Here is a 16,244-nt window from a genome sequence, read left to right as displayed (position 1 = left end):
TTTATCCTTAGCCATCCATTTTCGGGGAAAAAATTGAGACTTTACGATTAATTAATACAATAAGTTAAAAAGGTGGCAACATTAGCCACCCTATTGAAATAATATACTTTAGATTGCCAATCCTGAAGCGTAAAACGCCACTAAAAGTACCGCAATAATGACTGTGCCAATATTCAATTTGCGCCATTCACCTGCACAAATACGGCCGATAACCAAAGCAGCAAAGCCCAACATGATACCCGTGACGATATTACAAGTCAGAACAATGAATACCGCACACAATAAACCAGACATTGAATCTACAAAGTCATCGAAATCAAGCTTAGAGACATTACTTAACATTAAAAGCCCAACATACATCAATGCCGGCGCCGTTGCATAGGCAGGTACCAAATAAGAAAGTGGCGATAAAAAGAGAATGAGTAAAAATAGTACGCCGACAACCACTGCGGTTAAGCCTGTACGACCACCAGCAGCGGTACCCGCTGCAGATTCAATATACACAGCAGCAGGAGATGCGCCAATCGCCCCCGCAAAGATACTGCTCACGGAGTCTGCGGTTAACGCTTTACCACCATCAATAATTTGGCCGTCTTTATCCAATAAATTGGCTTGTCCCGCCACCGCGCGAATAGTCCCCGTTGCATCAAAAACAGCGGTCATCACTAATGCAAGTAAGCTTGGCAATACCATTGGCTGTAATGCGCCCATGATATCCATATTGAAAACTAATGAAAGCCCATCATCACCCAATGAAGGCAACTTGAAAAAGCCTTGATATTTAACCGCAGGATCAAAAATTAAACCAATAATTGAAATTGCAATAATAACAAGTAATACGCCACCCGGAACGCGGCGTTTTTCTAAACCAAAAATGACCGCTAACCCAGCTAATGACATTAATACAGGGAAAGATGTAAATTCACCTAGAGCAACAGGCAGGCCTGCATTTGGGTTTTTGATCACTAAACCCACCCCATTAGCAGCTATTAACAGTAAAAATAAGCCGATACCAATACCTGTGCCATGAGCAATACCCATTGGCATATTGCGTAAAATCCAACTACGAATACCTGTCACAGAAATGATGGTGAACAAACACCCCATTAAAAAGACAGCGCCCAATGCCACAGGAATACTAATTTGCTGCCCTAATACCAAACTAAATGCGGTAAATGCAGTCAGTGAAATAGCACAACCAATCGCCATCGGTAGATTGGCCCATAACCCCATCAATAAAGAACCAAAACCAGCCACTAAGCAAGTTGCAATAAAGACCGCTGTTGGTGGGAACCCTGCTTGCCCTAACATGCCAGGTACAACGATGACAGAATAAACCATCGCTAAGAATGTGGTTAATCCTGCAATGATTTCACGGCGAACTGAAGAGCCGCGCGCTGTTATCTTGAAAAATGAATCCAATTTGCAACTGGATGAAGCCTGTTGGCCTGACATGGTATACCTCTGCTGTTTAATGGAAAACGACGACTTTCAAATACTGCTAACGACTAATTTATACGTTGACGTAAACGATTACGTTTTTAAGAAAAAACAAACTGGCTGAGAAAAAATCCCAATAAAAACAGTTGCGCAATCGTTTGGTTTTTAAAATAGAATAAAACGTATCGTGAGGGGAGCAATTATCATTCTAAACAGGGGGAATGATCAAGCATTTTTAGCATTTCTTACCCGTTTGTTCTTTCCCCCGCTCCCAAATATATAGGCTCTTAAGCAATGAACATTATTTTCAAATAATGATTCTTTTTAGTTACATTTATTTTACGTAAAAATAGCTAAATACCTTTCATATAATGTCTGTTTAAAGTGGAAGGTTATTTTTTTGATACAATCCAAGAATATTTGCTTACAAAACCAATAGCTAAAAACTTATTTACTGGTGGTAATATGCGTCTGTTAAAAATGTGGCTAAAAATACATTTCTTATTGTTTTTCATTAAAAAAATATCATTCACTGAGTAAATATATATTTAAGTACATAAGCTCAATTATTATCAACCGCAGTTATAGTTTCAATTTAATCAAGTAAAAAACACATAAAACGTATTAAAATGTCAAATAAGAATGCACCATTAATCATATTACAGCGGAGTATTTTACTGCTTTTTATTAGTTTTCTTGCTCTGTATTTATTACCAGGAATATATAGCCATAGCCCTTGGAAGCAAGATGAAAATTATAGTTTTGGTATTATTCAAACTATGTATGAAACTGGTAAATGGTTAGTTCCCACAAATGCGGGTGAACCATTTATGGAAAAACCTCCGCTTTATTATTGGGTTGCTACGATTACCTCTCATTGGTTATCAAGCTTGATGCCACTTTATGATGCAGCCCGTAGTGCAAGCTTAATTTTTTCGGTTATTAATTTTTCATTTTTTATCCTTTTGGCGCGTCGTTTTTTCCAAGCCACAGACTTCACTGATACTCGGATTTGGGTCGCTTTTGCACTGTATGCCTGTGCTCCCGGTATTATCAGGCATAGCCATGATATGTTTACCGATGTTGCACTAATGGCAGGAACAACTATTGGCTTATATGGGTTATTGGGGCTGATACAACAACAAAAAATGCGCATGTCTGCACTTTGGTTATCTCTTGGGACCATCGTCACCATGTTGTCAAAAGGCGTTTTTATTCCTGGCGTTCTCTGGATTTGCCTTTTTTTATCACCTATTTTTCTTGCTCAATGCCGAACTAAGCAGTTTTGGTTATACAGTTTAACGGCGGGGTTAATCGCGCTTATCGCCATTTTACCTTGGCCTATCCAACTGTATCTTCAGCATCCCGATTTATTTCTTGTGTGGTTTTGGGAAAATAATATCGGCCGCTTCTTTGGTTTTTCGGTTGAAAAATTAGGGGCAAAAGCTAATTTAACTCGCATTCCAGCGGCAGTTTCCTTATTTGCCTTTCCTTCCGGTTTACTGGCTGTCGCTTATTTTCTAAGGCACCCGATTAAACGTTTATTTAATTCAAATGAGTTTCTGCTGGCGCTATTTCCTTTATTAGGTATCATTTTTTTACAGATTTCAGCGTCTGGTCGCGCGCTATATTTACTCCCTTTTGTTGCCCCCATGGCCATATTAGGAACCCTAACACTACTCAGTTTCCCTGAAAAAATTCTTAATGGTATCGCTCGCTTTGCGGCTATTTTATGGACTGTACTCATTCTGTTTTTATGGCTCTGCTATTTCATCACCTTGGCTGGCCACCAACAAGAATGGCTAGCTCCATTTAGCCGCTGGCTTCCTATGAGCTACCAAATGCCCTTTTCTTCCATTGCATTTATCAGTGGTCTGTTGATTACATTAGTGTGGTTTTTACGCAATAAAATTATTCCAAACTTTATCTCACCGGCTTTTCACATGATGAAAAATTGGTTATTAGGCCTATGTGCCGCTTGGGGGATAATTTTAACCTTGTTTTTGGGCTGGATAGACTACGCAAAAGGTTTCGAAGGGGTTTTTGTCGATTTAAACCAGCATTTAGCAGGCCAATTTACAAAAAACGATTGTATGGCTTCTGATAATATTGGCGAATCTGAAGCACCGATGCTCTACTATTACACTGGCGTATTACACCAACGCCAAGACCGCTTTGAAAAACCTGAACAATGCCGCTGGTTAATTGTACTCTCGAAAACAATCAAACCTGCACCGCAAGGCATGGAATTATTCTGGCACAATCATCGGCCAGATGAATTCCGAGAAAACCTTGTTGTGTATAAAGTTATTGAATAATCTATTTGTGGTGCTCTCTAGCTTAAGTAGGGCACCACAAATGCGCTTTATGGGCTGACTTGTTCAACCATTTGAGCGCTATATTTTTCTCGTGTGAACCATAAAAATACTGCCACAGACAGAACCAATAGCACCGGTAAGCCCACTGGTGAGATTGAAGTCGCCACTCCCGCCAATAATGGCCCTGATAAATTACCAATTCCCCATAGCATGGCCGCCGCTGCATTAGCGATGATCAATTCATTCCCTTTGAAATATTGGCCAATTTGTACCAAGGCAATCGTATAAATTGCCCCTGCCGTGGCTCCTAAGATAAATAACAGAACCCAAATCAGATAAGGTTGAGTAATAAGGAAGGGTAATAATAAGCTAGCTGCGAGTGTGATAATACCACAAATTCGGTACAGTTTTTCTCTATTCATATGGTCTGCAAGCCAGCCAAAAGGTAACTGCATAATGGCATCTCCAGCAAGGATGGCGCTAATCATTAATGCAGCAACCGCCTCTGTATGCCCCATTCCCATACCATAAATTGGGAACATCGATAAAATGGTTCCGTCAAAAAAAGCAAAAAATAAAATTCCACCACAAATACCCGGTGCAATTTTTACAAATTGAATAATTGAAAAATTAGATTGCGCGGCATTTTCAGCTAAACGGTCACCAACTTTTTGATCCATTAAAATAAATAGCACTACAGAGATTAAATGGATCAACGTACAAATCAATAAAGGCGATTTATCTTCCACACCATAATAAGCAATAAATGAAGGCCCAAGTAGCTGACTTACTGTGAACACGGTAGTATAGATTGCTAAGATCCGACCCCGCTTATTTTCAGGGGATAATTCATTAATCCACGTTTCTCCCAAGCAAATCATCACGCCACTCGCTAAACCCGTAACTAACCGTAATGGAAATAACAGCCAAAGTGGTAACGTACTCAATAATGGCAATAGGCTAATGGCAGAAACGAGGGTTGCCAATAGCATTGCCTTTCGCTTACCTGACCAACGCACAATACGTTGAACCATAGGGGCAATTAAAAACATACCTAATGCAGGAGCCGCAGAAATAATGCCAATATACAACTCATTGAAACCATAATTATTTAGCCTAAGAGCCACCATTGGAATACTTAGCCCAATAACGATACCAATGACAGCAATACTCATTGTAATGGTAAAAATAGCAAAAGATGGGGAACGTCGAAAATTTTGTAAACGCTGATTATCAGAGCTCATGTTGAAATTAACCCGTTTCTTTTTAGCAAAAGAACAGATTTTAACTCCATAAAATAGATTATTATGAAAAATAAAAAACCGCATCATTACTAGTAAAACTAATAATGTTCGTGGTGATTGTAACACGACTCATATATTCTGCTATTTATCTTTATAAAACTATTTTTAATATTCTAAATACTTAAAGGACGAAAAAATATCGATAAAGCAGCACAATACCTGATAATAAAATTATGGCATTAATAACTTTTAAAAAACTTTCACGTGAAATTTTTAATGTTATATGCCGACCAACCCACGTACCAATTAACATGGCAGGGGAAAATGCTAAAGCAATCAATAAAATATCTAGATTGAGATACACACCCATTACTAAAAATATCACCACTCGAGTCAGCGTGCTAAAGCCAATTAACGTCATTTGAGTGACACGAAAACGCTGTTTATCTTCAATTCGGCTAGATAAATACATGGCATAGATAAAACCACCACTGCCAAATAAAGCACTAAAAACACCGCCCACTAAACTAAATGGGACAACCAACGCTTTTGAAAAAGGTGATTTTGGTTTTTTAGAAAAAAAAGCATGTAAGACATAACCGACAACAAATAACCCAAGTAATAATACGAGTATATCGGGACGCGTTTTTAATAAAATCGCAGCACCAACTAAACTCCCGATTATCATTAATGGAATTATCCATTTAATTTCCTGATAATCCGCATTTTTACCATCTTTAAGTAAATTTAAAACTGCAGCGGTTAGATCTATTAATGCAAGGATTGGAACAATCATGTTTAACGGCAAATACATGGCTAATACAGGGGTTGCAATAAGAGCAGAACCAAAACCCGCCATGCCAAAAACCAAATAAGCAAACAACAATGTCGAGAAACAAATCGCCATTTCTGGTGATAACAATTCAAACGGCATGACCTTAACTCCAGAAGTTTTTTAACGTCCTCACTATAGATTTTTTCAAATACAGAAAATAGTTTTATTTTTGTAGGGTTTTAAATTTCAAATCTATATCAAAAAACAAAATAGCCACTTTAAATACAATATACAACTAAGAGTGTATAATTTACTTCTCTGAGTGATACAGAACTAGCACAATAAATTAAAATTCAGGTAAAGACACATTGTGGATAAAAAAATTAATTTAAAAATAGGGCAGAAAATTCGTTTACTTAGGCAAGCAAGGGATCTCTCGCTAAACGAACTATCTCGTTTATCAGGGATTTCGAAAGCCGCTTTATCCAAACTGGAATCTGGTGATTCAAACCCACGCATCGACACATTAGAGTCGATCGCCATTGCTCTACGCTTTCCTCTCAGCGATTTGTTTACGCGGCAACATGAAGCTTATCCCTACTTGCTTAAAGCCACTCCCAGTGAAAAAGAGTATTCACAACAGTTTAAATTTCGCATTAGCATGGGAAATATCTCTGAAATCTGGCAATTAACCATGAAAAGAGGCGCTATCATTAATAGCCCCGCCCATATGAGTGGAACTCACGAGCACATTATGGTGAATTCTGGCTCACTCATGTTGCGGTTGCATAACGACCAAAATATCCTTTTGGAGGCGGGGGATTTCTATGCTTTCAGTGGTGATTTCCCACACAGTTATCTATGCATGGAAGGGGAGCTCCAAGCCACCGTCGTCATGACTTACTCTCATCTTAGTGATAGTGTTTAAATTAAGGCATGTTGTGCATCATAACTAATGCGCAATGTTCCCTTTTTAAATTTCATCGACTTAATTGAAAAATGCTGAATATTATCTAGCGAAGAAACATGCGTTCCACCACAAGGCATTTCTTCAGTTTGGTCGATATAACTGATCCGCAAATCACCCTTTTGCTTTATTGCAACGGACCGCCCACTGCGAATGCTTTGGTTAACAATATCTTCGATATATTGGCTATCAAGTTTATCAAAAGGAGTGACATCCCCTTCCATCATGCTAAATTCCACTCGAGATTCATCAGGAAAATGATGGCCTTTTTGTGCCAGCCAGCCAAAGCGACGTAATTCCCAATTCAGCAAATGACCTGCGGTATGTAGCGCAGCGTAACGCTGACGTTTTTCCTTATCTACCCTTGCAACCACATTATTTTCTTGACTAAAAGTAACGCCTTCAGGAAGGTATCCTACAATTAAACCATTCGGTTGTTTCCTAATGCGAACAGCAATATCATTCACCCAAGCTGTATCCATGGGTTGCCCACCACCTTGTGGGTGGAAAATATTGTCTTTTAGAGCCACCCAATGACCTTCATCATCATTCCCTTGTGCCAGTATGGTTGTTTCAATTTCATATTGATAAGTGTTCGATAAATAGATGTTATTTTGCATAAATTTATACCTGTTTATTATTCAATTTACCAAATGCAAACCTGTAATGCGTTCAAAAAATCATTATTCAGTAACTGAATTTATACCACTTTCGTTCGGTTTAGGAAACCCTAATTATCGCTATGATTAAACATAAAAGAAAATAGCCCATACTGTTGGTATGGGCTACTAGGTCATAAAATTTACCTCAGAATTACTGCAAATAATTTTGCATTGTTTCGAAAAGACGCAAATCATCACTAAAGCGTACTTCCCGAACATCTTCTAATTTTTCAACTTGGTTAATCATTTGCGGCAAACGCTCATCTTTTTGTACTAATAGCCATATACGGCTTTCATCTTTATCTTTAATCGGCATACATAGAATGCCATCAACATTAAATGCTCTGCGTGCAAATAAACCACAAATATGTGACATTACACCTGGGTGATTACGAACAATTAGCTCTAAAGCAATCGGATGATGTTCAAATACCATAATTACGCTCCAATCATATCAATGTTAGCTGCACCCGGTGGAACCATTGGATATACCTTCTGATTCACATCAATCAAGGCATGGATCAAACATGGACCTTTGGTATTCATTATCGCTTCTAATGCCATTTCTGGGTCTGCTTCATTATTTAAATCGCAAGTTTGCAAACCAAACCCTGCAGCAATCTTAATAAAATCGGTTTGATACGGATAAGCTGCAGCAAATATGCGATTTTCAAAAAATAAATCTTGTTGTTGATGTACCATCCCTAATGCTTGGTTATTCATTAAGATAATTTTGATATTCAGTTGGTGCTCCGCTGCGGTGGCCAATTCCTGAATATTCATCATCAAACTGCCATCACCGGAAAAACACACAATGGTTTTTTCGGGTTTTGCCAACGCTGCACCAATGGCAGCAGGCAGCCCAAAGCCCATGGTACCTAACCCACCTGATGTCAGCCATTGACGTGGTCGAGACAAGGGGTATGCTTGAGCCGCCCACATTTGGTGTTGCCCAACATCCGTTGTCACAATCGCATCTTCACCAGCCGCACGTGCCGTAGACAGAACCAAGCCATAATGGTTCAGCGGGTTATCAGCCTCGCTAAAATTCAATGGATATTGCTCTTTTAATTGATTCACTTTCGCCATCCAATCTGTGCGTTCATTGCGTTCTACTAAAGGCAATAATAATTCCAATATTTGCCCTGCATCTGCATGAATAGCGATATCTGGACGCTTAATTTTGCTGATTTCTGCTTTATCAATATCCACATGGATAATTTTTGCGTTAGGGCAAAATTTCTCTGCTTTACCTATCGCTCTATCATCAAACCGTGCACCAATCACAATCAATAGATCCGATTCTTCCATGATCATATTAGTACTTGCGGCAGCGTGCATACCCAACATTCCTAAATATAATGGATGGCGCATTGGAATAGTGCCAAGTGCCATTAATGTCATGGTTGTCGGTAATGAAGCCTTTTCCGCGAATGCGATCGCTGTTTCTGTCGAATCAGAACTAATTACCCCACCACCAAAATACAGTACTGGACGTTTCGCCTTATTAATCATTTCAGCCGCTTGCAGAACTTTTTCCACATCAAATGCAGGTGCTTTATCTTTCGGTAATACTTCTGGTATTTCAGTTAGTTCAATTGTGGCAGTTTGCACATCTTTTGGAATATCAATCCAAACAGGCCCAGGGCGGCCTGACTCTGCAATACGAAAAGCATCACAAATCACTTGTGGCAATTCATTGATATTACGGACCAAATAATTATGTTTGGTGACTGGAATCGAAATACCATAGGTATCAACCTCTTGGAAAGCATCTGTGCCAATCATTGACGAAGAAACTTGAGCCGTAATACAAACCAGCGGGATAGAATCCAGTTTTGCATCAGCGATAGCGGTCACTAAGTTTGTTGCCCCAGGACCACTTGAAGAGATACAAACCGCGGCTTTCCCCGTGGTACGTGCAATTCCCTGAGCAATAAAACCTGCACCTTGCTCATGGCGAGCCAATATATGGCGGATTTTCTGGCTTTGACCTAATGCGTCATAAAAGGGTAAAGCCGCTCCACCTGGAATGCCAGAAACGATGGTAATACCGTGTTTTTCCAGTAAATATACAATTAATTCTGCGCCCGTAAAGCGGGTTTTATGTGGTGTTGTGGTGCCCGATTCGCTCATCATAATTATCCTTTGCTAGCCTGCGGATCCGAGCGAGAGGTGATAAAAAACCCCGCTCGGTTTGCGCCGGCGGGGTTTCTAAATCTGCGTTGATTTGTACCCGTTACGGCGCTAAGCCCACGACCACCACCACACGCACGACCACCGCGGCACGTGGCGCGGTTAGTAGTAGGTTTAAGTGATTAGTCGTCATGTTCACGGGTTCTTCCTGTTTAGTCTGTCTAATTTATTGATTATTGTTTTTCAGTTTCTTTTATTAAAAGAACATAAATTTCCCAGCATGACAATCATTTTTTCTTGTTTTATCCCAAAGGAATAGTAATTGCGACTCTCATCACATCTCGCACCAGCAGCGACATTATCCATTAAAATAAAAAAATATAGCATTAATCACTACTTAAAATACCATCGCAGACCTTGACTTAAAGTCAACTTTAAGTTGTATCCTTTACCGCATTCAGAGGGATTATTCCCTCAATGTAAGAAATATAACCAATTGATTTTTAATTAATAGACAGAGGGATATATGCCAAAATCCGTTTGGTGGTTAACTATCACACTTGCATTATTTATCACAGGAAATGCGATTGTCCTTTCTGTAGCAGTAGTTATTGGCGAAAAATTGGCTACCAACCCAACTTATGCAACTATTCCACTGGTAAGTCAGTACGTTGGCTTAATCTTAGCAACTATTCCGATCGCATTTTTAATGCAAAAATATTCGAGAAGGGTGGGCTTTATTATTGGTAACATCGGTGGGTTAATCGGTGCAGGCTTCTCTATTCTTGGTGTGATAGAAAGTCATTTAGTGTATTTTTCCATCGGGTTGTTTTTCACTGGGATTGCTATTGGTACTGCACAACAATTCCGTTTTGCCGCAATTGAAGAAGCACCTATTTCTTTACGAGCAAAAGCTATTGGCCTTATTATGAGTGGAGGCATTGCTGCGGCCTTAATCGGACCAACATTAGCCATTACCACCCAGCGCTTTTTTACAGAATACCCGTTTGCAGGGCCGTTCATCACGTTAGCCGCCATTTATGTGATCGCATTTATTCTATTACTCGTTGTGCCTTTAAAGAAAATAGTGAAAACGCCATCGGATGAAGTGTTAGTCAAACGCAACTACAGTGCATTGTATTCACAACCTATTTTAAAATTAATCGCTATTGTCAGTGCCGCTGGGTATGCCATTGTAGTTTTTACTTTTGCCTCGATACCGTTATCTATGAAACAACATGACTTCGCCTTTTCCTCTATTGCGATTGTATTTCAATTCCATGTATTAGGTATGTTTGCACCGTCATTCTTCACTGGAACATTAATTCATCTTTTAGGGGCAAAACGCATTATTTTCTGCGGTATCGTACTGTTAATTTTATCAGCAACTATGAACCTGCTAGATAACCATTTTTACAATTATTTGTTGGCGGGTATATTTGTGGGTGTTGCTTGGAATTTGCTTTTAATCAGTACCACCAACCTACTGCCCCATACATATAAAATGCATGAGCGAGCTAAAGTACAAGGCATGACTGATTTTCTTATCTATTTTTTCGGTGGAATAGGCAGTTTAGGAGCAGGCGTTCTTTTCTTCACTCTCGGATGGCAAGCGATGAATGTTCTATCTGTAATCATTTCCGCTACAATTTTAATGAGTTTTTGGAAGCTAAAAAAATATATCCCCAAACACCAATAAAAAGTGATATCACTGTGCGATGGTTTTATATTCAGAGAGCGTAATAATTTCATCTATTGTTAATCGATATGATGAATATATCTCCTTAAGATAAACTCTACTGGCTATAAACTAATTAAAAATCGGTATTTTGTCTGTTTTGCCAATTAACAAACTGAATTCAACTTTGTTTACTATTTATTTATTGGCTATTGACTGAATGAGGGATAAGATTAAAAAGTAACTAATAGGAAGATATTATGTATAAAGAAATCCCTGTTCCCTATAATGGGAAGTACACAGAATTTCAATCTACAGTTGTTAATGAAATATTAGTTTGGATTGAAATGAACTTAACCAGTCGTCTATTACTTGATGATATTGCACTAAAATCAGGATATACAAAATGGCATTTACAAAGAGTATTTAGAAAAGTTGTTGGTATGCCTTTAGGTGAATATATTCGCCGAAGAAGGATCTGTGAAGCTGCTAAAGACCTATGCTCCACTGAACTTCAAGTTATTGATATTGCATTAAAATACCAATTTGACTCCCAGCAATCTTTTGCAAAGCGATTTAGAGCTTATTTAGGTACGTCACCGTCAATCTACCGCCTGTCCGGTGAAAGCCAAAATGACCCATTACTACTGGAACCTAAAGTAGCTTGATACGCTAATATGAAAATAAAATTTATATTTCTTTTTTTTATAACACTACCAATACAAAGCCCCATGTAATTTAATTGCTGGGGATTTTTTATTTATTTAAGAAATTCTTAATTTAGAATTAATAAACTCTTAATGTTTCGGTTCTGTATTTGTTTTATCATTCCAATAAAAAACAATATTTTCTAGATATATATTATTAGCATTTATATTTATTAAAAAATAAAGACTTCACAAGGAAGCCTTTATTTTATTTATACATTCTAATCAGTAAGAATTAGAACGGAATATCGTCATCAAAATCCATTGGTGGTTCATTGGTTTGTGGTGCAGGTGCTGATGGGCGTGCGGCTGGCGCTCCACCACCACTGAATTGTTGTGCCGCTTGAGGCTGCTGTGGTTGGCCCCAACCACCTTGACCGCCTTGACCTTGTGATGGTGCATCACCGCCACGGCCACCTAACATTTGCATTGAGCCACCGATATTCACAACAACTTCTGTCGTATAACGATCTTGACCACTTTGATCTTGCCATTTACGTGTTTGCAGAGAACCTTCGATATAGACTTGTGAACCTTTTTTTAGGTATTCACCTGCTACCTCAGCAAGTTTGCCGAAAATAACGACTCGGTGCCATTCGGTTTTTTCACGCATCTCACCGGTTTGCTTGTCACGCCAACTTTCAGAAGTTGCCAGAGTCAGGTTTGCCACAGCTCCGCCGTTAGGCATATAACGGATTTCTGGATCTTGTCCTAGGTTACCGATAAGAATTACTTTGTTTACGCCTCTGCTGGCCATTTATTACTCCTGATGCATTGAATTTTAATCTCTGGATTAGCCGTGAAGTTTACCACGACAGAGCTGATTTGCACCAATATTTGAAATTGAGCTTGTTAATTTGCGAAACGCTTTCCAGCTTTTAGTGAAATTTCATAGTGCTTTTGTCAGTATAGACACAAAATAATGCATACCGCATCTATCTTTTCCTTTTCGATAAATTCAGATCGCTGTTTTTCTGTTTTTCTGTTTTTCTGTTTCACCATTAAAATCTTACTCTAAATAATTCAAGTTGTGGCTAGGCGGCAAGCGAAGATATCGTAGGGAGCATACAAAAGTATGTGACCTGCGTAGCTGAGAGAAGCCAACAACGCCACGGTTTGAAATATGACGAGCAGAACCTATTCTAAATAGTTCAAGCTGTGGCTAGGCGGCAAGCGAAGGTATCGCGGGGAGCATACAAAAGTATGTGACCTGCGTAGCTGAGAGAAGCCAACAACGCCACGGTTTGAAATATGACGAGCAGAACCTATTCTAAATAGTTCAAGCTGTGGCTAGGCGGCAAGCGAAGGTATCGCGGGGAGCATACAAAAGTATGTGACCTGCGTAGCTGAGAGAAGCCAACAACGCCACGGTTTGAAATATGACGAATAGGAAATACTGTATATCCATTCAGCCATAAATATGTGATAATAGTCTCTTGCGATTGTTCAATATCAAATCATCCGGGAAGTGGTAAATGGATAATATCGAAGTCCGCGGCGCACGTACGCATAATCTGAAAAACATCAATCTCGTCATCCCTCGCGACAAACTCATTGTTATTACTGGGTTATCTGGTTCAGGGAAATCATCTTTAGCTTTTGATACCCTGTATGCAGAGGGTCAGCGCCGTTATGTTGAATCTTTATCTGCTTATGCCCGCCAGTTTCTTTCTTTAATGGAAAAACCGGATGTCGATCATATTGAAGGGTTATCCCCTGCTATTTCGATTGAACAAAAATCCACTTCACATAACCCTCGTTCGACGGTCGGAACCATCACAGAAATTCATGACTATCTGCGATTATTATTTGCCCGTGTTGGTGAACCTCGCTGCCCTGATCACGACATACCGCTTGCAGCTCAAACTGTTAGCCAGATGGTCGATAATGTTTTGGCTCAACCCACCGATCGCCGAATGATGCTACTTGCTCCTGTCGTTAAAGAACGTAAAGGGGAGCATGTTAAGCTACTCGATAACTTGGCCAGCCAAGGCTATATCCGCGCCCGAATTGATGGGGAAGTTTGCGATCTCTCCGATCCACCAAAGCTCGAATTACAGAAAAAACATACGATTGAAGTCATTGTTGACCGTTTCAAAATTCGTGATGATATTGCTCAGCGTTTAGCCGAATCTTTTGAAACCGCGCTAGAACTATCTGGTGGTACTGCAATTGTCGCTGATATGGATGACGCAAACGCAGAAGAACTGGTTTTTTCTGCGAATTTTGCCTGCTCCGTTTGCGGCTACAGTATGGTAGAACTTGAACCTCGCCTATTTTCTTTTAACAACCCTGCTGGGGCCTGCCCAAGCTGTGATGGCTTAGGTGTTCAGCAGTTTTTTGATCCCGAAAGAGTCATCCAAAATACCGAAATCTCACTTGCCGGTGGCGCAATTCGCGGTTGGGATCGCCGTAACTTTTACTATTTCCAAATGCTAATGTCATTAGCTGAGCATTATAAATTTGATGTGGAAGCGCCTTACGACACCCTGAGCCCAGCTATCCAAAAAATTATTTTATATGGTTCAGGCAAAGAAACGATTGAGTTTAAATACCGTAATGACCGTGGCGATATCACTGTACGCCGGCACCCTTTTGAAGGCGTACTCAATAATATGGAGCGCCGCTATAAAGAAACGGAATCAACAGCTGTCCGTGAAGAGTTAGCGAAATATATCAGTAACCGTCCATGTGTCTCTTGCCATGGAACGCGCTTACGTAAAGAAGCGCGCTTTGTCTTTGTTGAAAATACAACGTTGCCGGAAATCGCAGATTACAGCATTGGCCACGCAATGGAATTTTTTCAAAACCTAAAACTCACTGGTCAGCGTGCTCAAATCGCAGAAAAAGTCTTAAAAGAAATTGGCGATCGCCTGAAGTTTCTCGTCAATGTTGGGCTTAATTATCTGACTCTTTCACGTTCTGCCGACACCTTGTCCGGTGGTGAAGCACAACGCATTCGTTTAGCAAGCCAAATTGGTGCAGGTTTAGTGGGTGTGATGTATGTCCTTGATGAACCTTCAATTGGCTTACACCAACGTGATAATGACCGCTTACTTGAAACCTTGATCCACCTACGCGATCTAGGAAATACCGTGATCGTGGTTGAACATGACGAAGACGCGATCCGCGCCGCAGACCATGTGATTGATATCGGCCCTGGTGCTGGGGTGCATGGCGGGCAAATTGTTGCCCAAGGAACATTGGAAGATATTGTCGCAAACCCAGATTCACTCACAGGTAAATTTTTAAGTGGTGAGCGCAGAATTGACATCCCGCAAAAACGCGTTCCAATTAATAAAGATAAAATGCTGACTGTGTTCGGGGCAAAAGGCAACAACCTGAAAAATGTGACATTAAAAATCCCAGTCGGGTTATTTACCTGTATTACTGGTGTATCTGGCTCGGGTAAATCAACACTGATAAACGATACCCTATTCCCTATTGCTCAACGTCAATTAAATGGTGCAACCACCATCACACCAGCCCCTTATTTGGATGTCGAAGGCTTAGAGCACTTTGATAAAGTGATTGATATTGACCAAAGCCCAATAGGCCGGACACCACGCTCGAACCCTGCCACCTATACTGGTGTATTTACACCTGTGCGTGAGCTATTTGCTGGTGTACCTGAATCTCGGACTCGAGGTTATAACCCAGGACGTTTTAGCTTTAACGTAAAAGGTGGCCGTTGTGAGGCTTGCCAAGGTGATGGGGTCATCAAGGTTGAAATGCACTTCTTACCTGATGTGTATGTCCCTTGTGACCAATGTAAAGGTAAACGCTATAACCGAGAAACATTAGAGATTAAATATAAAGGTAAAAATATCCATGAAGTTTTGGATATGACTATCGAAGAGTCTCGTGAATTCTTTGATGCCGTACCTGCACTTGCCCGCAAGCTACAAACTTTGATGGACGTTGGTTTATCCTACATACGTCTCGGCCAATCAGCGACAACACTCTCAGGTGGTGAAGCACAGCGTGTGAAATTAGCCAAAGAGCTGTCTAAACGCGGAACAGGGCAAACTATCTATATTTTGGATGAGCCAACAACAGGCCTGCATTTCGCTGATATCCAACAACTTTTAGTCGTTTTACATCAACTTCGTGACCAAGGAAATACCATTGTGGTGATTGAACACAACCTTGATGTCATTAAGACAGCGGACTGGATTGTCGATTTAGGCCCAGAAGGTGGTAGTGGTGGCGGTGAAATTTTAATTGCTGGTACACCAGAAGAAGTGGCTGAGTGTGAAAAATCGCACACTGCAAGGTTCTTGAAAACGATTTTAGAACGCGGCTATTAAGTCGAAA

General features: G+C 40.0%; 13 protein-coding genes. 5 read left to right on the top strand and 8 right to left on the bottom strand.

Going from position 1 to position 16,244, the window contains the following annotated elements; all coding sequences use genetic code 11:
• Nucleotides 1-108: 108 nt before the first annotated feature.
• A complete protein-coding gene (locus tag FVA69_RS02475) occupies nt 109-1,455 on the bottom strand; it encodes an NCS2 family permease (RefSeq protein ID WP_004914933.1) in 1,347 nt (448 codons plus the stop codon).
• Nucleotides 1,456-2,069: 614 nt separating this feature from the next.
• Here FVA69_RS02475 and FVA69_RS02470 point away from each other — a divergent pair.
• On the top strand, nt 2,070-3,758 hold the full coding sequence (locus FVA69_RS02470; protein ID WP_110731422.1) for a hypothetical protein: 1,689 nt from the start codon (nt 2,070-2,072) through the stop codon (nt 3,756-3,758).
• Nucleotides 3,759-3,805: 47 nt separating this feature from the next.
• Here FVA69_RS02470 and FVA69_RS02465 read toward each other — a convergent pair whose 3' ends face one another.
• Both FVA69_RS02465 and FVA69_RS02460 read right to left on the bottom strand, forming a co-directional pair.
• A complete protein-coding gene (locus tag FVA69_RS02465) occupies nt 3,806-5,089 on the bottom strand; it encodes an MFS transporter (protein ID WP_109912624.1) in 1,284 nt (427 codons plus the stop codon).
• Nucleotides 5,090-5,183: 94 nt separating this feature from the next.
• Complete coding sequence (locus FVA69_RS02460; protein ID WP_164528354.1) at nt 5,184-5,936, bottom strand: sulfite exporter TauE/SafE family protein; 753 nt, start codon at nt 5,934-5,936, stop codon at nt 5,184-5,186.
• A 211-nt stretch (nt 5,937-6,147) separates the two neighbouring features.
• Here FVA69_RS02460 and FVA69_RS02455 point away from each other — a divergent pair, with 211 nt between their 5' ends.
• The gene (locus tag FVA69_RS02455) at nt 6,148-6,705 is read left to right on the top strand and encodes a helix-turn-helix domain-containing protein (protein ID WP_109912583.1); all 558 of its coding nucleotides are present in this window, start codon (nt 6,148-6,150) and stop codon (nt 6,703-6,705) included.
• On the opposite strand, the gene FVA69_RS02450 is transcribed toward FVA69_RS02455, so the two are convergent.
• The 4 genes from FVA69_RS02450 to ivbL form a co-directional block, all read right to left on the bottom strand.
• Nucleotides 6,702-7,364: a hypothetical protein gene (locus FVA69_RS02450; RefSeq protein WP_109912584.1), complete on the bottom strand. Its 663-nt coding sequence runs from the start codon at nt 7,362-7,364 to the stop codon at nt 6,702-6,704. The two genes, FVA69_RS02455 and FVA69_RS02450, sit on opposite strands and share 4 nt — an antisense overlap.
• Before the next feature lie 193 nt (nt 7,365-7,557).
• The gene (gene ilvN / locus FVA69_RS02445; protein WP_004914949.1) at nt 7,558-7,842 is read right to left on the bottom strand and encodes an acetolactate synthase small subunit; all 285 of its coding nucleotides are present in this window, start codon (nt 7,840-7,842) and stop codon (nt 7,558-7,560) included.
• A 2-nt stretch (nt 7,843-7,844) separates the two neighbouring features.
• Entirely contained in the window at nt 7,845-9,542 is a 1,698-nt protein-coding gene (gene ilvB, locus FVA69_RS02440; RefSeq protein ID WP_109912585.1) for an acetolactate synthase large subunit, read from the bottom strand.
• Between the two features lie 103 nt (nt 9,543-9,645).
• On the bottom strand, nt 9,646-9,735 hold the full coding sequence (gene ivbL, locus FVA69_RS02435; protein WP_109912586.1) for an ilvB operon leader peptide IvbL: 90 nt from the start codon (nt 9,733-9,735) through the stop codon (nt 9,646-9,648).
• A gap of 333 nt (nt 9,736-10,068) precedes the next feature.
• Here ivbL and FVA69_RS02430 point away from each other — a divergent pair, with 333 nt between their 5' ends.
• Together FVA69_RS02430 and FVA69_RS02425 are read left to right on the top strand one after the other, a co-directional pair.
• On the top strand, nt 10,069-11,241 hold the full coding sequence (locus FVA69_RS02430; protein ID WP_164528353.1) for an MFS transporter: 1,173 nt from the start codon (nt 10,069-10,071) through the stop codon (nt 11,239-11,241).
• Nucleotides 11,242-11,480: 239 nt separating this feature from the next.
• Nucleotides 11,481-11,888 carry a helix-turn-helix domain-containing protein gene (locus tag FVA69_RS02425; RefSeq protein WP_117163030.1) on the top strand — a complete coding sequence of 136 codons (408 nt, stop codon included), beginning with the start codon at nt 11,481-11,483 and terminating at the stop codon, nt 11,886-11,888.
• A 274-nt stretch (nt 11,889-12,162) separates the two neighbouring features.
• On the opposite strand, the gene FVA69_RS02420 is transcribed toward FVA69_RS02425, so the two are convergent.
• The gene (locus tag FVA69_RS02420; RefSeq protein WP_109912589.1) at nt 12,163-12,684 is read right to left on the bottom strand and encodes a single-stranded DNA-binding protein; all 522 of its coding nucleotides are present in this window, start codon (nt 12,682-12,684) and stop codon (nt 12,163-12,165) included.
• 718 nt (nt 12,685-13,402) lie between these two features.
• Between FVA69_RS02420 and uvrA the strand changes: the two genes are divergently transcribed.
• Complete coding sequence (gene uvrA / locus FVA69_RS02415; RefSeq protein WP_109912590.1) at nt 13,403-16,237, top strand: excinuclease ABC subunit UvrA; 2,835 nt, start codon at nt 13,403-13,405, stop codon at nt 16,235-16,237.
• Nucleotides 16,238-16,244: the final 7 nt, after the last annotated feature.

The sequence above is a fragment of the Providencia sp. PROV004 genome (genome assembly GCF_011045615.1).
In the GTDB taxonomy this organism is placed as follows: Bacteria; Pseudomonadota; Gammaproteobacteria; order Enterobacterales; family Enterobacteriaceae; genus Providencia; species Providencia rettgeri.
The sequence above is the reverse complement of the archived record's forward strand: the minus strand, read 5'-3'. Positions and strand labels throughout refer to the sequence as shown.